At 71.5% G+C, this 17,521-nt stretch carries 19 protein-coding genes; 13 read left to right on the plus strand and 6 right to left on the minus strand.

Annotation, left to right across the window (positions count from 1 at the left end; all coding sequences use genetic code 11):
- Positions 1–858: a carbohydrate ABC transporter permease gene (locus TTH_RS10420; RefSeq protein ID WP_011174518.1), complete on the plus strand. Its 858-nt coding sequence runs from the start codon at positions 1–3 to the stop codon at positions 856–858.
- 21 nt (positions 859–879) lie between these two features.
- Complete coding sequence (locus tag TTH_RS10425) at positions 880–2,175, plus strand: GH1 family beta-glucosidase (protein ID WP_011229206.1); 1,296 nt, start codon at positions 880–882, stop codon at positions 2,173–2,175.
- Positions 2,176–2,198: 23 nt separating this feature from the next.
- Here the strand turns inward: TTH_RS10425 and TTH_RS10430 are convergent, their stop codons facing one another.
- Positions 2,199–3,116 (minus strand): MBL fold metallo-hydrolase, encoded by a 918-nt coding sequence (locus tag TTH_RS10430; protein WP_011174516.1) that lies wholly within the window; start codon positions 3,114–3,116, stop codon positions 2,199–2,201.
- A gap of 163 nt (positions 3,117–3,279) precedes the next feature.
- Here TTH_RS10430 and TTH_RS10435 point away from each other — a divergent pair, with 163 nt between their 5' ends.
- Genes TTH_RS10435 through TTH_RS10445 form a run of 3 tightly spaced genes read left to right on the plus strand, consistent with a single transcriptional unit; the run spans position 3,280 to position 5,961 of the window.
- Entirely contained in the window at positions 3,280–3,945 is a 666-nt protein-coding gene (locus tag TTH_RS10435; protein ID WP_011229204.1) for a DUF4397 domain-containing protein, read from the plus strand.
- Entirely contained in the window at positions 3,932–4,684 is a 753-nt protein-coding gene (locus TTH_RS10440) for a methyltransferase domain-containing protein (RefSeq protein WP_011229203.1), read from the plus strand. Before TTH_RS10435 ends, TTH_RS10440 begins: the two co-directional genes overlap by 14 nt.
- A 5-nt stretch (positions 4,685–4,689) precedes the next feature.
- A complete protein-coding gene (locus TTH_RS10445; RefSeq protein ID WP_164926110.1) occupies positions 4,690–5,961 on the plus strand; it encodes an alpha/beta fold hydrolase in 1,272 nt (423 codons plus the stop codon).
- On the opposite strand, the gene TTH_RS10450 is transcribed toward TTH_RS10445, so the two are convergent.
- Entirely contained in the window at positions 5,876–7,279 is a 1,404-nt protein-coding gene (locus TTH_RS10450; protein ID WP_011229201.1) for a phytoene desaturase family protein, read from the minus strand. The genes TTH_RS10445 and TTH_RS10450 overlap by 86 nt on opposite strands.
- A 47-nt stretch (positions 7,280–7,326) precedes the next feature.
- On the opposite strand from TTH_RS10450, the gene TTH_RS10455 reads away from it, so the two are divergent.
- The 4 genes from TTH_RS10455 (at position 7,327) to TTH_RS10470 (ending at position 10,549) form a co-directional block, all read left to right on the plus strand.
- Positions 7,327–8,820, plus strand: a complete 1,494-nt coding sequence (locus tag TTH_RS10455; protein WP_011229200.1) for an SDR family oxidoreductase — start codon at positions 7,327–7,329, stop codon at positions 8,818–8,820.
- Positions 8,821–8,881: 61 nt separating this feature from the next.
- The gene (locus TTH_RS10460; protein ID WP_011229199.1) at positions 8,882–9,505 is read left to right on the plus strand and encodes an SDR family NAD(P)-dependent oxidoreductase; all 624 of its coding nucleotides are present in this window, start codon (positions 8,882–8,884) and stop codon (positions 9,503–9,505) included.
- A 1-nt stretch (position 9,506) separates the two neighbouring features.
- The gene (locus tag TTH_RS10465) at positions 9,507–10,037 is read left to right on the plus strand and encodes a flavin reductase family protein (protein WP_011174509.1); all 531 of its coding nucleotides are present in this window, start codon (positions 9,507–9,509) and stop codon (positions 10,035–10,037) included.
- On the plus strand, positions 10,034–10,549 hold the full coding sequence (locus tag TTH_RS10470; RefSeq protein WP_011229198.1) for a YceI family protein: 516 nt from the start codon (positions 10,034–10,036) through the stop codon (positions 10,547–10,549). The genes TTH_RS10465 and TTH_RS10470 overlap by 4 nt, the downstream gene beginning before the upstream one ends.
- A 10-nt stretch (positions 10,550–10,559) precedes the next feature.
- On the opposite strand, the gene TTH_RS11590 is transcribed toward TTH_RS10470, so the two are convergent.
- From TTH_RS11590 to carH, 4 genes are all read right to left on the minus strand, one after another.
- Positions 10,560–10,769: a DUF4926 domain-containing protein gene (locus TTH_RS11590; protein WP_011229197.1), complete on the minus strand. Its 210-nt coding sequence runs from the start codon at positions 10,767–10,769 to the stop codon at positions 10,560–10,562.
- 172 nt (positions 10,770–10,941) lie between these two features.
- Entirely contained in the window at positions 10,942–11,805 is an 864-nt protein-coding gene (locus tag TTH_RS10480) for a complex I NDUFA9 subunit family protein (RefSeq protein WP_011229196.1), read from the minus strand.
- Positions 11,806–12,393: a transcriptional regulator LdrP gene (ldrP, locus tag TTH_RS10485; RefSeq protein WP_011229195.1), complete on the minus strand. Its 588-nt coding sequence runs from the start codon at positions 12,391–12,393 to the stop codon at positions 11,806–11,808. It abuts the gene before it with no gap.
- A complete protein-coding gene (gene carH, locus TTH_RS10490) occupies positions 12,390–13,247 on the minus strand; it encodes an HTH-type transcriptional repressor CarH (protein WP_011229194.1) in 858 nt (285 codons plus the stop codon). The genes ldrP and carH overlap by 4 nt, the downstream gene beginning before the upstream one ends.
- A gap of 109 nt (positions 13,248–13,356) precedes the next feature.
- Between carH and TTH_RS10495 the strand changes: the two genes are divergently transcribed.
- The 4 genes from TTH_RS10495 to TTH_RS10510 all read left to right on the plus strand — a co-directional run bounded on the left by TTH_RS10495 (position 13,357) and on the right by TTH_RS10510 (position 17,520).
- Positions 13,357–14,208: a phytoene/squalene synthase family protein gene (locus TTH_RS10495; protein ID WP_164926124.1), complete on the plus strand. Its 852-nt coding sequence runs from the start codon at positions 13,357–13,359 to the stop codon at positions 14,206–14,208.
- Positions 14,208–15,470 (plus strand): deoxyribodipyrimidine photo-lyase, encoded by a 1,263-nt coding sequence (gene phr, locus TTH_RS10500; RefSeq protein ID WP_011229192.1) that lies wholly within the window; start codon positions 14,208–14,210, stop codon positions 15,468–15,470. Before TTH_RS10495 ends, phr begins: the two co-directional genes overlap by 1 nt.
- A gap of 185 nt (positions 15,471–15,655) precedes the next feature.
- On the plus strand, positions 15,656–16,825 hold the full coding sequence (locus TTH_RS10505; RefSeq protein ID WP_011229191.1) for a cytochrome P450: 1,170 nt from the start codon (positions 15,656–15,658) through the stop codon (positions 16,823–16,825).
- Positions 16,822–17,520, plus strand: coding sequence for a lycopene cyclase domain-containing protein (locus TTH_RS10510; RefSeq protein ID WP_011174499.1), 699 nt, complete (start codon positions 16,822–16,824; stop codon positions 17,518–17,520). The genes TTH_RS10505 and TTH_RS10510 overlap by 4 nt, the downstream gene beginning before the upstream one ends.
- Position 17,521: the final 1 nt, after the last annotated feature.

The following is a 17,521-nucleotide window of genomic DNA, read 5'->3' on the forward strand; positions in this document are numbered from 1 at the left end:
ATGCGTGAGGAACGATGGCTCAAGTGGGGCGCGGGCCTTCTCCTCGTCCTCGTGCTCGTGTTCCACCTTTTCCCCATCTTTTGGATGGTGAACACCTCCCTCATGACCCAGCTGGAGGCGGCCACGGGAAGCCTCTTCCCCAAGACGCCCCAGTGGGGCAACTACCTGGACATCTGGCGCGTCCTGCCCTTCTTCCACTACCTGAAAAACTCCTTCCTCGTCTGCTCCCTGACCACGGTCTTCGCCCTGGCCGTGGCCACCTTCGCCGGGTACGCCCTTGCCCGGTTCCGCTTCCCCGGAGCGGAGCTTTTCGGGGGAAGCGTCCTCGTGACCCAGGTGATCCCCGGGATCCTCTTCCTGATCCCCATCTACATCATGTACATCTACGTGCAGAACTGGGTCCGCTCCGCTTTGGGCCTCGAGGTGCGCCTCGTGGGCAGCTACGGGGGGCTCGTCTTCACCTACACCGCCTTCTTCGTCCCTCTGAGCATCTGGATCCTCAGGGGCTTCTTCGCCTCCATTCCCAAGGAGCTGGAGGAGGCGGCCATGGTGGACGGGGCCACGCCCTTCCAGGCCTTCCACCGGGTGATCCTGCCCCTGGCCCTCCCGGGCCTCGCGGCCACGGCCGTCTACATCTTCCTCACCGCCTGGGACGAGCTCCTCTTCGCCCAGGTCCTCACCACCGAGGCCACGGCCACCGTTCCCGTGGGCATCCGCAACTTCGTGGGCAACTACCAGAACCGCTACGATCTGGTCATGGCCGCCGCCACGGTGGCCACGCTGCCCGTCCTCGTCCTCTTCTTCTTCGTGCAGCGCCAGCTCATCCAGGGCCTCACCGCCGGGGCGGTGAAGGGCTAGGTTCTTGGAGGAGAAACGCCTATGACCGAGAACGCCGAAAAATTCCTTTGGGGAGTGGCCACCAGCGCCTACCAGATTGAGGGGGCCACCCAGGAGGACGGCCGGGGGCCTTCCATCTGGGACGCCTTCGCCCAGCGCCCCGGGGCCATCCGGGACGGGAGCACAGGGGAGCCCGCCTGCGACCACTACCGCCGCTACGAGGAGGACATCGCCCTGATGCAATCCCTCGGGGTGCGGGCCTACCGCTTCTCCGTGGCCTGGCCCCGGATCCTCCCCGAGGGCCGGGGGCGGATCAACCCCAAGGGCCTCGCCTTCTACGACCGCCTGGTGGACCGGCTTCTCGCTTCCGGGATCACGCCCTTTCTCACCCTCTACCACTGGGACCTGCCTTTGGCCCTGGAGGAGCGGGGAGGCTGGCGGAGCCGGGAGACCGCCTTCGCCTTCGCCGAGTACGCCGAGGCGGTGGCCCGGGCCCTCGCCGACCGGGTGCCCTTCTTCGCCACCCTGAACGAGCCCTGGTGCTCGGCCTTCCTCGGGCACTGGACGGGGGAACACGCCCCCGGCCTCAGGAACCTGGAAGCGGCCCTCCGCGCCGCCCACCACCTCCTCCTGGGCCACGGCCTCGCCGTGGAGGCCTTGAGGGCCGCGGGGGCGAGGCGGGTGGGGATCGTCCTCAACTTCGCCCCGGCCTACGGCGAGGACCCCGAGGCGGTGGACGTGGCCGACCGCTACCACAACCGCTTCTTCCTGGACCCCATCCTGGGCAAGGGGTATCCCGAAAGCCCCTTCCGAGACCCCCCGCCCGTCCCCATCCTCTCCCGCGACCTGGAGCTCGTGGCAAGGCCCCTGGACTTCCTGGGGGTGAACTACTACGCCCCCGTCCGCGTGGCCCCGGGGACGGGGACCTTGCCCGTGCGCTACCTTCCCCCGGAAGGGCCGGCCACGGCCATGGGGTGGGAGGTCTACCCCGAGGGGCTTTACCACCTCTTGAAGCGCCTCGGCCGGGAGGTGCCCTGGCCCCTTTACGTCACGGAAAACGGGGCCGCCTACCCCGATCTCTGGACGGGAGAGGCCGTGGTGGAGGACCCCGAGCGGGTGGCCTACCTCGAGGCCCACGTGGAGGCCGCCCTCCGGGCCCGGGAAGAAGGGGTGGACCTCCGGGGCTACTTCGTCTGGAGCCTCATGGACAACTTTGAGTGGGCCTTCGGCTACACCCGGCGCTTCGGCCTCTACTACGTGGACTTCCCCAGCCAGAGGCGCATCCCCAAAAGGAGCGCCCTCTGGTACCGGGAGCGGATCGCGCGGGCCCAGACCTAAGTGCCCCGCCAGAGGGGCGGGCCCTAAAACTCAAAGAAGGCCGGGACGAAGGCGTAGCCCTCCCCTTCCCGCCGGATGTACCCGACGGCGGGCCAGGGGAAGTGGTAGGCGGTGATCAGGCTCCGCTCCTCCGAGACCTTCTGGAAGAGGCGGGCCCGGGTCCGCACCACCTGCGCCTTGTCCATGTCAAAGGCCAGGTAGGCCTGGGGGAAGCGGAGGGAGAGGAGGTAGTGGCCCGCCGCATCCCCAAAAATGAAGAGCCTCTTTCCCTCGGAGATGGCCTCGAGGCTCATGTGCCCCGGGGTGTGGCCGAAGGAGGCCACCGCCCGCACCCCCGGGAGGATCTCCTCCCCGTCCTCCACGGGCCGGATGCGCTCCTTTAGGGGCACGAGGGCCCTTTGCACCGCGGGCGAGGGGTTTTGAAGCCAGAACTCCAGGTCCACCCGGCCCATGAGGTGCTCCGCCTTGGCGAAGACGGGCCGCCCCTCCCCGTCCACCAGACCCCCGATGTGGTCGGGGTGGCCGTGGGTGAGGAAGACGTGGGTGATGTCCTCGGGAAGGTAGCCGGCAAGCTCCAGGTGGGCGAGGAGCCGCCCCCCACTTCCCGCACCCCTCCCCGTGTCCACGAGGAGCCTGGCCTCCCCCAGGTCCAGGAGCACCGGGTTGAAGTTGTTGCGGGTGGCCTCCGGGTCCAGGAAGTGCTCCACGAGCGTCCTGCGGAAGGCCTCCTGGAGCTCCGGGTTCGCCCCCCAGTTGGGGAGGAGGGGGCCTGGAGGGGACTGGCCGTCGGAGAGGACCACCGCCTGGATCCCCCCTACCCGGAAGCGGTAAAAGCCGCCCCCGTTCACCCCCTTGGGCGCGCGCCCCTGGGCCCGGCCCAAGGGAAGGCCTCCCGCCGCCAAAAAAAGCCCCGCACCGGTGAGAAAACGCCTGCGGTCCATGCCCTTACCTCCTTTGGGAGGATGCTAGGGCCGAAGGTCCCCCGAGAATGTGCTCCCCCTCACCCTGGGTGTGGTCCAGGCTACCTTGGCGGGAGGTTTATGTGGCCTGCGCCCATTTTGACGGGCAGGCCTCCCTCTAGGCTTTTCCCGTGGAGGTGAAAAGATGAAACGAGGCCTTTTTGTTCTGGTTCTGGCGGCCCTGGCCGGCCTGGCCCTGGGCCAAGGCGCCATGGTGCGGGTGGCCCACCTCTCCCCCGACGCCCCGGCGGTGGACGTCCTGGTGAACGGGCAGCGGGCCATCACGGGCCTGGCCTTCAAGGAGGTGACCCCCTACATCCCCCTTCCCGCCGCCAAGGTCCGGGTCCAGGTGGTGCCCGCGGGTCAGGACGCCCCCGTGGTCATAGACGCCGAGCTGGACCTCAAGGTGGGGGTCTACTACACCGTGGCCGCCACGGGCTTCCTGGCCCAGATCCGGCCCCAGGTGTACACGGACCTCCTTTCGGGCTTCTTCCCCCGGGCGGGCTTCGCCCGGATCCGGGTGGTCCACGCCTCCCCCGACGCCCCGGCGGTGGACGTGGCGGTGAAGGGCGGCCCCGTGCTCTTCGCGGGCCTTCCCTTCCCCCGGGCGAGCGCCTACGCGTCCGTGCCCGCCGGGACCTACGACCTCGAGGTCCGGGCGGCGGGCACCGCCACCGTGGCCCTGGACCTCCCTGGGGTTGAGCTAGAGCCCGGGAAGGTCTACACGGTCTTCGCCGTGGGTAGCCTCAAGGAAGGCACCCTGACCGTGGTCCCCGTGGTGGACGCCACCGTCCTCGGTGGGAACCGCTGAGGCCCCTAAGCCCCCCTTCCCGGGGCCTCCCGGGGAGGGGGCTCCTTCTTGGCTCCTTCCCCTCCTCGCCTGCCCCTTCTGCCGGGGGCCCCTCCTCGGGGAGGGGTGCCCTGGGTGCGGCCGGGTTTTCCCCCGGAAGGGGGGCTTTCTGGACCTCCGGGCCTTCCGGGAGAGGCCCCACCTGGCCCTGGCGAACCGCCTCCCTCCCGTGGCCGCCCTCTACGACCTCTGGCGCGCCCATTCCACGGGCCTCCTCTCCGGGGGGCGGCTGGACCTCGCCGGGGAGCTCGCCCTCCTCCGGGAGTGGCTCCTCCCCACGGGAGGGCCCTTTTTGGACGTGGGCACGGGGACCGGGGTCTACCGGGAGGCCCTGGGGGAGGGGATGGTGGGGGTGGACCCCTCCCCCGCCTTCCTCAAGGTGGCCCAAAGGCGCCGCCCCGGGGCCTACCTCCTCGCCCACGGGGAGAGGCTCCCCTTCCGGGAGGGGGCCTTCTCGGGCGTGGCCATCGGGCCCACCTGGAACGAGTTCCTGGACCCCGAAGGGGCCGCGAGGGAGGCCAGGCGCGTCCTCCGGCCCGGGGGGCGGCTCTTCGGCCTCCTCCTCCTGGGCCCCGGGGCCTCCCTTGGGCTCTTCCGTCCCACCCCGGAGGCCCTCCTCCGCCTCCTGGAAGGGGCGGGCTTCCGGGCCGAGGTCCGGAGGCTGGGCCGGCTCGGCCTCCTCCTCGCCGAGGTAGGGTGAGGGGCGTGAAGCGGCTTTTGGCCCTTTCCCTCGCCCTCCTCCCGGCCCTCGGCCAGGAGTACCGGGCCCTCCCCGGGGCGGATACGGGGAGGCCGGACCTGGACAGGAGCTACGCCCTCGTCTACCCCGCCCCGAGGCCTAAGGCCCTCCTCCTCCTGGTGCCGGGGCTTCTTGGGGGGAGCACCAACTTCGCCCTCCTGGCCGAGCGCCTGAGGGCCATGGCCCCGGGCCTCGAGGTCTGGGCCTGGGAGAGGCGGGCGAACGGTCTGGAGGACCGCCGGGGCTTCCTCCGGGAGGACCCCGTGGCCTACTACCGTGCCCTCGCCCTCCCCGACCTCACCCCTCTAAGGGCCTGGGGCCTGGAGGTGCACCTTAAGGACCTGGACCTGGCGGTGGAGGCGGCAAGGGCCCGGGCCCCCGTGGTCCTCGCGGGCCACTCCCTGGGGGCGGCCCTTGCGGGGCTCTACGCCCTCCTCCACGGGGAGAAGCTCTCCGGGCTCGTCCTCCTGGACGGGGCCCCCGGGGTGGTGCCCCTTGCGGAGGAGGCCTTTTATGAGGGGGCGGACCTCCCCTTCGGGCGGCTTGTGGGCTACCGGGCCTTCCTCCGGGGGGAGGGGAGCCCGGCCGTGGAGCTTCTGGGCCTCGGGCCCAAGGCGCTCGCCCTGGCCGAGGCGGAGGCCTTCCTCGCGGCGAAAAGGCCCGAGGAGGACCTCCCCTTCGGGCCCTACCGGGCCACCCGGGAGGCCCTGGCCCTCCTCCGGGTGGACGACGACTACAGCCTCTTCCCCGTCTTCAGCGTGAGCGCGGGGCGGGCCTGGGCCAGGGAGGGCTTTAGCCTCCTCGGCCTCCTCCAGGGGCGGCTCGTGCGCACGGTGCGGGGGCCAAGGGCGGGCCCCATCGCCTGGCGGGACACGGGGGAGGCCACGGACCCGAGGGCCTTTTTAAGGGCCTTCGCCCTCCCCGAGACGGGCTTTTCCGAGTGGTACTTCCCCTACCGGCTCCTCCTGGAGGTGGGGGGGTACCCCTACGTCCTCCGGGGCCTCAAGCCCCGGGCCCTGCCCTACCCCGTGCTCGCCCTGGGGGCCGGGCGGGGCCTCTACCCGAGGGCGGAGGACTTCCGTCTGGGAGAGCTCTTCCCGGGGACGGAGGCCCGTGCCCAGGTCCTCCCCGGCCTCACCCACCTGGACCTCCTCACGGAAAGGGAGGGAAGGACGGCCGGGCTTCTCCTCCGCTACCTGCAAGACCTAGGGCTTCTAGGGCCAGGCGGGCCGCCCTGAGGCCGGAGAGGGCCGCGGCGGGGACGCTCTGCCCAGGGAAGACCCCTTCCCCCACCCGGAAGACGTTGGGGAAGGGCCGCACCCGGGGGAAGCGGAAGGGGTGGGTCTGGGGGAACCCCCCCACCCAGGCCCGCCCGGCGAAGCGGGCGTAGGTCCTGGGGGTGCCGAAGAGGAGGAGCTCCGCCTCCCTCAGCCCGGGGAGGAGGGCCTCCCCCAGGCTCAGGGCCATCTCCCCCCAGCGGGCCTTGAGCCTCCCGTACTCCTCCGGGGAAAGGCCCTCCCAGAGGGCGAGGGGGGTGTGGAGGCTTAGGGCGAAGGCCGTCTTTTCCCCCTCGGGGCGCAAGGAGAGGAAGGCGAAGGGCTTTTCCCTGGCGTTTTGCCGGAAGTAGGGGGGAGGGGCCCTGAAGGGCAGGACCCCGTGGACCACGAAGGCCCCCCAGGCGTCCTCGGGGACCTTTAGGGGAAGGCCGAGAAGGGGGGCCAAGGGGACGTCCAGGACGAAGAGGTCGGCCTCCACCACCTCCCTCTCCCCCCGCCTTCTTCCCCCGTAGGCCACCTCCACGGCCAAGGCCCGCCCCTCCCCTAGGAGGAGCCTCTCCGCCCGGGCCTTGTAGCGCACGGGGAGGCCTTCCGCCAGGGCCTCCGCCACCCGCCCCACGCCCCCCGGCACCAGGGCCGGGCCCATGTGGGGGAGGTCCAGGGCCAGGGCGGCGTAGAGGGCGTAGGTGCGCTTCGCCTCCGCCTGGCTTGCGATGAGGAGCTGGGCGTCCAGGAAGCGGAGGAAGTGGGGGTCCTGGGGGGCCCGGTGGGCCGCCTTCAAGAAGAGGTCAGGGAGGAGGGGAAAAAGCTCGGGGAGGAGGGCGAGGAGGCGGAGAAGCTCCCCCCTCTCGGGGGGCCAGGGGAGGCGGGGGGCGAGGCGGAGGAGGGCCTTTGCCCTCTCCTCCTGCCAGCGCCAGAAGGGGAGGACCCGGGGCCCGAAGAAGTCCCGCTGGGCCTCCCGCTCCGCCTCCCGCCCCACGGGGCGCACCACCTCCCCCCGGGGCAGGTGGACCGCCATGAGGGGGAAGCCCTCAGGGAACGGCTCCACGGGGAAGCGCACCTCCAGGGCCTCCGCGATCAGGGCCATGGGGCCTCCGGGGGCGAGGCCGGAAAGCAGGGTGGCCCCGGCGTCAAAGCGGTAACCCCTGTGGATAAAGGTTCCGGCGAGGCCCCCCGGGTAGGTGTGGGCCTCGAGGACCAAGACCTCGAGCCCAGCCCGCCTCAGGGCCCTGGCCGCCACCAGCCCGCCGATGCCCGCCCCCACCACCAAAGCCCGCACGGGGCCTAGGGTAGCCCCGGCGTCCGGGAAAGACCTGGGTCTGGACCATGGTCCCCGCCACCCTTTCCCGAGGAGGGGGCGGGTATGCTTGGGGCGTGCGCGTCCTGGTCACGGGGGCCACGGGGTACGTGGGGGGGAGGCTGGTTCCCCGCCTCCTGGAGCGAGGGCACCAGGTGCGGGTCCTGGTGCGGGACGAGACCCGCCTCGCGGGGCGCCCCTGGGCGGGGCGGGTGGAGGTGGTGCGGGGAAGCCTGGAGGACGAGGAGGCCCTCAGGCGGGCCCTGGAGGGGGCGGAGGCCGCCTACTACCTGGTCCACGCCATGCTCTCGGAGAAGGCCTTCCAGGAGGCGGAGCGCCGCCAGGCGGAGGCCTTCGCCCGGGTGGGCCGGGAGGCGGGGTTGGGGCACGTGGTCTACCTGGGGGGCCTCCTGCCCAAGGAGGGCAAGCCCTCCCCCCACCTGAGGAGCCGGGCCCAGGTGGGGGAGATCCTGAGGGCGAACCTCCCCGCCACGGAGTTCCGGGCGGGGCCCGTGATCGGCTCGGGGTCCGCCAGCTTTGAGATGGTCCGCTACCTCACGGAACGCCTGCCCGTCATGGTGGCCCCCCGCTGGGTCCTGAACCCCGTCTCTCCCATCGCCGTCCGGGACGTGCTGGCCTACCTGGTCCTGGCCCTGGAGAGGGGGCCTTCCGGCGTGGTGGAGATCGGGGCGGAACCCCTCTCCTTCAAGGCCATGATGGAGACCTACGCCGAGGTGCGGGGGCTCAAGCGGGTCATCCTCCCCGTCCCCGTCCTCGCCCCGAGGCTCGCCGCCCTCTGGGTGGGCCTCGTCACCCCCATCCCCAACCGGCTCGCCCTGCCCCTGGTGGAGGGGATCCTCCACCCCCTGGTGGCGGACACCGCCCGGGCCAGGGCCCTTTTCCCCGAGGTCTCGCCCATCCCCTACCGCAAGGCGGTGGAGCTCGCCCTGGAGAGGATCGCCCTGGGGGAGGTGGAGACCCGCTGGTCCGGGGCGCTTTACGGCAGGGGCTTTCGCCTCGAGGACCGGGAGGGCCTCATCCGCGAGGTCCGCGCCCTCCACACCAAGGCCTCTCCGGAGGCCCTCTTTCGGAGCTTCGCCTCCCTGGGAGGGGAGAGGGGCTGGCTCGTCTGGAACTGGGCCTGGGCCTTGAGGGGGTTTCTGGACCGCCTCCTCGGGGGGCCGGGCCTGAGGCGGGGGAGGCGCCACCCCACGGAACTCCTCCCGGGGGAGGCGGTGGACTTCTGGCGGGTGGAGGCGGTGGAGCCCCCGAGGCTCCTCCGCCTGCGGGCGGAGATGCGCCTTCCCGGGCGGGCCTGGCTGGAGTGGGAGGCCAGGGAGGCGGAAGGGGGAAGCCTTCTCGTCCAGACCGCCTACTTTGAGCCCAAGGGCCTCACGGGCTTCCTCTACTGGTGGGCCCTTTACCCCATCCACCGGCGCATCTTCAGCGACCTGGCGCGGGCCATCGTCCGCGAGGCCGAAGCCCAAGCCGAAGCTCCACCACGAGGGGGCGGGGCGGGGTGAGGGCGGCGCTTTTCTCCCTACCCCACAAACGGCGCCCGCCCCAAGCCCTAACGTGAAGGCCATGCGCGTCCTCATCACCGGGGCCACAGGGGGCCTGGGCGGCGCTTTTGCCCGGGCCCTGAAGGGGCATGACCTCCTCCTCTCGGGGAGGCGGGCCGGGGCCTTGGCGGAGCTCGCCCGGGAGGTTGGGGCCAGGGCGCTTCCCGCGGACCTCGCCGACGAGCTGGAGGCCAAGGCCCTCCTGGAGGAGGCGGGGCCCTTGGACCTCCTGGTCCACGCCGTGGGGAAGGCGGGGCGGGCTTCCGTGCGGGAGGCGGGCCGGGACCTCGTGGAGGAAATGCTCGCCGCCCACCTCCTCACCGCGGCCTTCGTCCTCAAGCACGCCCGCTTCCAAAAGGGGGCGAGGGCGGTCTTCTTCGGGGCCTACCCCCGTTACGTCCAGGTTCCCGGCTTCGCCGCCTACGCCGCGGCCAAGGGGGCCCTGGAGGCCTACCTCGAGGCCGCCCGGAAGGAGCTCCTTCGGGAAGGGGTGCACCTCGTCCTGGTACGGCTTCCCGCCGTGGCCACGGGGCTTTGGGCCCCCCTCGGGGGCCCCCCCAAGGGGGCCCTTTCCCCGGAGGAGGCGGCCCGAAAGGTTCTGGAGGGGCTTTTCAGGGAGCCTGTCCCGGCCCTCCTGGAGGTGTAGGGTGTACCGGAGCTTCTTCTACCCCACCCGCCTCGCCCTCCTCGCCGTGGGACGGAACTTCATGCCCATGGCCTGGTGGATGCCCGCCTCCAAAGAGCCCTTCCGCTTCCTCCTCGCCGTGGACCGCAAGAACCACACCCTAAGCCTCCTCCGGGAGCTCTCCGAGGCGGCCCTCGCCTTCTACCCCTGGGAGGAGCGGGCCTGGGTGGTGCGGGCGGGCTACCTCTCGGGGGGAAGGGTGGACAAGGCCCGGCGCCTGGGCGTCCCCTTGCGCCCCGCCTGTTGCCTCGCCCACACCCAGGTGCCCGAGGGGGCCCTCGCGGTCTACGAGATGCGCGTGTCCGAGTGGCCCTGGGACGGGGACCACGCCCTCTTTATGGGGGAGGTGGTCCACGTGGAGGGCTCCGCGGAGGCCAAGGAGCGCCCCATCCTCTTCCTGGGCTTCCGCGACTTCGCCACCCTAGGGGAGCGCTGGAGGTTCCGCCCCGGTGGCGCCAAGCCCCTCCCTCGGGAAGAAAGGGGGAAACCATGAGAACCCTCCTCCTCTTGGCGGGCCTTCTCCTCCTCGCCCAGGCCCAGGCCCCCTACGCCGTGGAAGGGGTGGCCCGCTACCGGGGGTACTACCCCCTGGGAAGCTGGGAGGGGGTGAACCCCACGGCCCGGGGGGAGGTGCTCTGGGACGGGCGGGAGAAGGCCTCGGGGAAGGTCTGCCTAAAGCAGGCGGCCTGGGACTCGGGCAACGCCGAGCGGGACGAGAAGGCGCGGAAGATCCTTAAGGCCGAGGCCTACCCCGAGGCCTGCCTCTACCCCCAAAGGGCCTACCGGGAAGGCCCCGGGTTCGTCGTGGAAGGGGAGCTGGAGATGGCGGGGAAGCGGCTTCCCGTACGGGTCCTGGGGGAGCTTAGGGAGGAGGGAGGGGGCTACCGCTTCTCGGGAAGCTTCACCACCCGCTTTTCCCAGTGGGGCTTGGAGCGGCCGAGGTTCCTCTTCCTCGAGGTCCGGGACGAGGTGGAGGTCTACCTGGAGGCGAGGCTTCTGCGGTGATCCGCCTGGGCTACCCCTGCGAGAACCTCACCCTGGGGGCCACCACCAACCGCACCCTGCGCCTCGCCCACCTCACCGAGGAGAGGGTGCGGGAGAAGGCGGCGGAAAACTCGTGGTCCACGAACCCCACCACGTACCCCCCGTGGGGGTAGACCAGGACCACGGTCCCCACGTCCCCGGCCTCGAGGCCCCACCCCTCTTTGTCCCGCTTCAGAACCACCAAACCAAATCGTGGACAAGATACGGGCTTCGCCCGTGACCCCGGATCATCGCCCCCTCCACGGGTAGGCCGTCACCAGACGGGCCGCCGCACCCTCCTTCTCAAGGTACCAGACGCTCTCAAAAGAATCTCCATGGGCAAACCCCGCTTCTTCACCCCGAAGAGCTAAACCTTAACAGCGGAGGTACCGGGGCAAGACCTCCTCCAGGGCCTGGGGCGCGGGCAGAAGCTCCTTTAGGGCCTCGGGGAAGGGGGCGGTGTTCCCCTCCTTGAGCATGAGGTACTGGTCCAGGGTAAGGGGACTTATGGGCAAGGGGGAAAGGAGGGGGACGAGGCGGTCCATGAGCCAAAGGGGAAGGGAGAGAAAGGGTTTCCTCCGCCCCAGGACCTCCATCACCAGCTGGAGGAGCTCGCGGAAGCTGTACTCCTTGGGCCCCACCAGGTCGTAGGTCCCCTCGAGGCCCCGCTCCAAGGCCCCCACGAAGGCCTCCGCCACGTCCCCCACGTACACGGGTCGGAAGGGGAAGCCCCCGTCCCCGATGAGGGGGACGAAGGGGAGGGGGGCGCAGACGAGGCCCCTCAAGACCCTGCCGAAGAACTCGTCCCCAGGGCCGAAGATGAGGCTCGGGCGGAAGATGGCGTGGCTTAGGCCGCTTTGGCGCACCAGGGCCTCCCCTTCCGCCTTGGTCCGGTGGTAGCGGCTTGGGGCCTCGGGCCTCGCCCCCAGGGCGGACATGTGGAGAAGGCGGCCCACCCCGGCCCGCTCCATGGCCCGGAGGAGGTTCCTCACCCCCTCCACGTGCACCGCCCGGAAGGTCTGGCCCCTTTCCCGGATGATCCCCGCGAGGTAGATGGCCGCCTCCACCCCCTCGAGGTCCGGCACCTCCCGGGCGATGTCCCCCTCCACGAGGACCGCTCCCTCGGGGAGGGGCCTGGACCTGCGGGCGAGGACCAGGGGGGTGTGGCCCCGCGCCAAAAGGAGGCGCACCACCTCCTGGCCCACGAAGCCCGTTCCGCCGACGACGAAGACCCGCATTCAGGCCGCCTCCAAGGCGCTCCCCGCCTCCCGCTCCAAGGCAGCGAGGTCCAGGAGGTAGACCCGGCGGTAGGCGGTGGCGATGAGCCCCTCCCGGCGGAGGTCGGCGAGGACCTTGGAGACGGACTCGCGGATGGAGGCGGTGGCGTCGGCGATCTCCTCGTGGGAGACGGTAACGTAGATGCCCTGCCTGTCCCGGGCCGAAAGCGGGGTGTCCGCCAGGAAGAGGAGGTAGCGGGCGATGCGGGCGCGGAGCTCCCCCGTCTGCAGGTGGGCCTCGTAGGCCTGGACCCGGCGCATCTGCCGGGCGAGGTTCCGCGCCACCCGGTGCAGGGCCTCGTGGTCCATGGCCCTGGGCTCCAGCCCCTGGACCACTGCCTCCGTCATGGCCTCGGCGGTGTAGCGGTAGGCCTTACCCTCCAAGGCCTCCTCCCCGAAGTAGTCCCCGGGAAGAACGTGGCGCAGGGTGATGAGGCGGCCGTCGGGGAGGAGCTCCACCACCCGCACCAAGCCCTCCTCCAGGCGGTAGAGGGTGCGGGCCTCCTCCCCCCTGAGGTAGATGGTTTCCTTCCGGGCAAACCTCTTCATATCGCCTCCTTTTCCGGCCCCCTAGGGAGCCAAAGGGCCTCGGCGAGGCCCTTCAGGTCCTCCATGTACTCGGCGCCGAGCCTCCTGGCCTCCTCCGGCCCCGCCCCCTGCCCCCCGAGGAAGACCCGGGGGGCGAGGTCCTTAAGGGCCCCGTCGGGGAGGGCCCTTAAAGGCTCGGAAAGGACGGCGGAGAGGACCACCGTCCCCGCCCCGAGCCGCCGGGCCAAGGCCCTGAGGTCGGGGAGGGGGGTGTCGGGGCCGAGGTAGAGGGCGGGGACCCCTTTGCGGCGGAGGTGGTAGGCGGCGAGCATGGCCCCGATCTCGTGCCGCTCCCCGGGAGGGGTGGTGACGAGGACGGGGGGCCCGGGCGGGAAGCCCGCGAGGTCCAAAAGTTCCTGGAGCCTTGCCCGGAGGAAGGTGGAGGCCAGGTGCTCCTCCGCCACCCCGATCTCCCCCCGGTGCCAGGCCTCCCCCACCTCCCGGAGGACGGGGAGGAGGAGGTGCTCCAGGACGCCCTCCGGGCCCCAAAACCTGAGCCCCCGGCGGAAGAGGGCCTCGGCCCCGGCGAGGTCCCCCCGGAGGAGGGCCTCGAGGAGGCCGGTCCCCAGGTCCTCGGGGCGCACCTCCTGGGCCAGGTAGCGGCGGATGGCCGCTTTAGGCGTGGCCCCCTCCTCCAGCCAGCGCTTGATCGTCTTCAGGGCCTCCACGTCTTCCGCGCTGTAGAGGCGGTGCCCTCCCGGGGTACGCCGGGGCTTGGGGAAGCCGTAGCGGCGCTCCCACTGGCGGAGCACCTCGGCGGAAAGGCCGGTCATGGCTTCCACCTCGGCGATGGTGTACACCCCGGAGGAGGTCATGCCCTTAGGGTAGGGCAATGTATAGGTTTTGTCAAGCTTTTGTACATCTCTGGGAGTGTAGCCGGGGCAAAAGTCCCCGAGGCCGCCTAGAATGAGAATGCCCGCAAGTATGGAGCCCGACTGGAAAGCCCTCCTCCGCGTCCTCCGCGCCCACTCCGCCACCTTCTACCTGGGAAGCCTCCTCTTCCCCAAGGAGGCCCGCAAGGGCGCCTGGGCGGTCTACGCCGCCTGCCGCCTGGGGGACGAGGCGGTGGACGGGGAGGGCGGGGGCCCGGAGGCCCTCGAGGCCTGGTGGGCGGGGGTGGAGCGGGCCTACCGGGGAAGGCCCCTCGCCGAGTGGGAGAAGGGCCTCGCCTGGGCCCTGGAGCGCTGGGACATTCCCTTTGAGGCCTTCCTCCACATGCGGGAGGGCTTCCAAACGGACCTCGGCCCCGTGCGGCTCGGGACGGAGGCGGAGCTCCTCCGCTACTGCTACCAGGTGGCGGGCACCGTGGGGCGGATGATGGCCCCCATCGCCGGGGGCGGCAAGGAGGCGGAAGCCCGGGCGGTGAAGCTGGGGCAGGCCATGCAGCTCACCAACATCCTCCGGGACGTGGGGGAGGACCTTGGGCGGGACCGGGTCTACCTGCCCTCGGAGCTCCTGAAGGCCTACGGGGTGCGCCTGAGCGACCTGGAGGCCGGGCGGATCACGCCGGAGTACCGGGCCCTCATGGCCCACCTGGAAGGGAAGGCCCGGGCCCTCTACCGGGAGGGGCTTGCGGGCCTAGGCCACCTCAAGGTGGGTCGGGCGGCCATCGCCCTCGCCGCCTTGCAGTACCGGGGCATCCTGGACAAGCTCAGGCTTTCGGGCTACGACAACCTGGGAAGGCGGGCCCACCTCAAGGCCTGGGAACGGGCCCTCCTCCTCCCCAAGGCCTTCCTCGCCGCCCGCTTTCCCCCAAGGCCGGAGGGAAGCCCCTGATGGGCCCCCTTCTCGTCTGGCACCGGGGCGACCTCCGCCTCCACGACCACCCGGCCCTCCTGGAGGCCCTGGCCCGGGGGCCGGTGGTGGGCCTCGTGGTCCTGGACCCCAACAACCTGAAGACCACCCCGAGGCGGCGGGCCTGGTTCCTGGAAAACGTCCGGGCCCTGCGGGAGGCCTACCGGGCCCGGGGCGGGGCCCTTTGGGTCCTGGAGGGCCTCCCTTGGGAGAAGGTGCCCGAGGCGGCGAGGCGGCTTAAGGCCAAGGCCGTCTACGCCCTCACGAGCCACACCCCTTACGGCCGCTACCGGGACGGGAGGGTGCGGGAGGCCCTCCCCGTGCCCCTCCACCTCCTCCCCGCCCCCCACCTCCTCCCCCCCGACCTCCCCCGGGCCTACCGGGTTTACACCCCCTTTAGCCGCCTCTACCGGGGGGCCGCCCCGCCCCTTCCCCCTCCCGAGGCCCTGCCCAAGGGGCCAGAGGAGGGGGAAATCCCCCGGGAAGACCCGGGGCTTCCCCTCCCCGAGCCGGGGGAGGAGGCGGCCCTCGCGGGGCTTCGGGCCTTCCTCGAGGCCAAGCTCCCCCGCTACGCCGAGGAGCGGGACCGGCTGGACGGAGAGGGGGGCTCGAGGCTCTCCCCCTACTTCGCCCTAGGGGTCCTCTCCCCCAGGCTCGCCGCCTGGGAGGCGGAAAGGCGGGGCGGGGAGGGAGCGAGGAAGTGGGTGGCGGAGCTCCTCTGGCGGGACTTCTCCTACCACCTCCTCTACCACTTCCCCTGGATGGCGGAAAGGCCCCTGGACCCGAGGTTCCAGGCCTTCCCCTGGCAGGAGGACGAGGCCCTCTTCCAAGCTTGGTACGAGGGGAAGACGGGCGTCCCCCTGGTGGACGCCGCCATGCGGGAGCTCCACGCCACGGGCTTCCTCTCCAACCGGGCCCGGATGAACGCGGCCCAGTTCGCGGTGAAGCACCTCCTCCTCCCCTGGAAAAGGTGCGAGGAGGCCTTCCGCCACCTCCTCCTGGACGGGGACCGGGCGGTGAACCTCCAGGGCTGGCAGTGGGCGGGGGGCCTGGGGGTGGACGCCGCCCCCTACTTCCGGGTCTTCAACCCGGTGCTCCAGGGGGAAAGGCACGACCCCGAGGGGAGGTGGCTTAAGCGCTGGGCCCCGGAATACCCCTCCTACGCCCCCAAGGACCCCGTGGTGGACCTGGAGGAGGCGAGAAGGCGCTACCTGCGCCTGGCGAGGGATCTCGCCCGAGGGTAGGCGGGGGTACACTCCCGGGGCGGGCTTCCCCGGTAGAGTGCGGGCATGTTCAGGCGAAGGACCCGGAAAAGGCCCTCGAGGCCATCGCCCTCTTCCGCTACCCCCTGGCGGCCCTCTTCCTCCTCCTGGGCCTCCCCATGGCCCGCCCAGGGTACCGCCCCCTGGTGCGCCGTTAAGATGCTCCCATGAAGCGCCTTTCCCTGAGGGAGGCCTGGCCCTACCTGAAAGACCTCCAGCAAGATCCCCTCGCCGTCCTGCTGGAGTGGGGCCGGGCCCACCCCCGGCTCTTCCTTCCCCTGCCCCGCTTCCCCCTGGCCCTGATCTTTGACCCCGAGGGGGTGGAGGGGGCACTCCTCGCCGAGGGGACCACCAAGGCCACCTTCCAGTACCGGGCCCTCTCCCGCCTCACGGGGAGGGGCCTCCTCACCGACTGGGGGAAAAGCTGGAAGGAGGCGCGCAAGGCCCTCAAAGACCCCTTCCTGCCGAAAAGCGTCCGCGGCTACCGGGAGGCCATGGAGGAGGAGGCCTGGGCCTTCTTCGGGGAGTGGCGGGGGGAGGAGCGGGACCTGGACCACGAGATGCTCGCCCTCTCCCTGCGCCTCCTCGGGCGGGCCCTCTTCGGGAAGCCCCTCTCCCCAAGCCTCGCGGAGCACGCCCTTAAGGCCCTGGACCGGATCATGGCCCAGACCAGGAGCCCCCTGGCCCTCCTGGACCTGGCCGCCGAAGCCCGCTTCCGTAAGGACCGGGGGGCCCTCTACCGCGAGGCGGAGGCCCTCATCGTCCACCCGCCCCTCTCCCACCTTCCCCGAGAGCGCGCCCTGAGCGAGGCCGTGACCCTCCTGGTGGCGGGCCACGAGACGGTGGCGAGCGCCCTCACCTGGTCCTTTCTCCTCCTCTCCCACCGCCCGGACTGGCAGAAGCGGGTGGCCGAGAGCGAGGAGGCGGCCCTCGCCGCCTTCCAGGAGGCCCTGAGGCTCTACCCCCCCGCCTGGATCCTCACCCGGAGGCTGGAAAGGCCCCTCCTCCTGGGAGAGGACCGGCTCCCCCAGGGCACCACCCTGGTCCTCTCCCCCTACGTGACCCAGAGGCTCTACTTCCCCGAGGGGGAGGCCTTCCAGCCCGAGCGCTTCCTGGCGGAAAGGGGGACCCCTTCCGGGCGCTACTTCCCCTTTGGCCTGGGGCAGAGGCTTTGCCTGGGGCGGGACTTCGCCCTCCTCGAGGGCCCCATCGTCCTCAGGGCCTTCTTCCGCCGCTTCCGCCTAGACCCCCTCCCCTTCCCCCGGGTCCTCGCCCAGGTCACCCTGAGGCCCGAAGGCGGGCTTCCCGCGCGGCCTAGGGAGGGGGTGCGGGCGTGACCTACCTGGCCTTCCACCTCGTCTTCCTCCTCCCACCCCTGCTCATCCTCCTGGCCACGGGCTTTCCCCGGCCCCCCAGGCTCTGGGCCTACCTCCTCATGCCCCTCATCGCCCTCGTCTACACCACTCCCTGGGACAACTACCTGGTGTGGCAGGGGGTCTGGGGCTACCCGGAGGGGAGGGTCCTCCTGCGCCTCGGCTACGTGCCCCTGGAGGAGTACCTCTTCTTCCTCCTCCAGCCCCTCCTCACCGGGGCCTTCCTCCACCGGGTGGCGGGGGCGCCGCCCCCAGGGGCAGGCGGCCTCGCCCGGGTGGTGGGGGGCGGGATGTGGCTTCTTCTGGCCGCCCTGGGGGTCCTCCTCCTGGCCCTGGGAGGGCGGTACCTCTACCTGGGGCTCACCCTCGCCTACTTCGCCCCCGTCTTCGTCCTGCAGTGGGCCTTCGGAGGAGACCTCCTCTGGGGCTGGCGGCGGGCCCTCCTCCTCGGGGCGGGCCTCCCCACCCTCTACCTCTGGTTCGCCGACGCCTGGGCCATCCGGGAGGGGATCTGGTGGATCTCCCCCCGGTACACCCTGGGCCTTGGGGCCTTTGGGCTCCCCCTGGAGGAGATGGTCTTCTTCCTCTGCACCAACCTGGCCGTGGTCCAGGGCCTCCTCCTCGCCTGGCACCCCGAGGCCCTGAGGCGCCTAAGATAGC

Source organism: Thermus thermophilus HB8 (genome assembly GCF_000091545.1).
Taxonomy (GTDB): Bacteria; Deinococcota; Deinococci; order Deinococcales; family Thermaceae; genus Thermus; species Thermus thermophilus.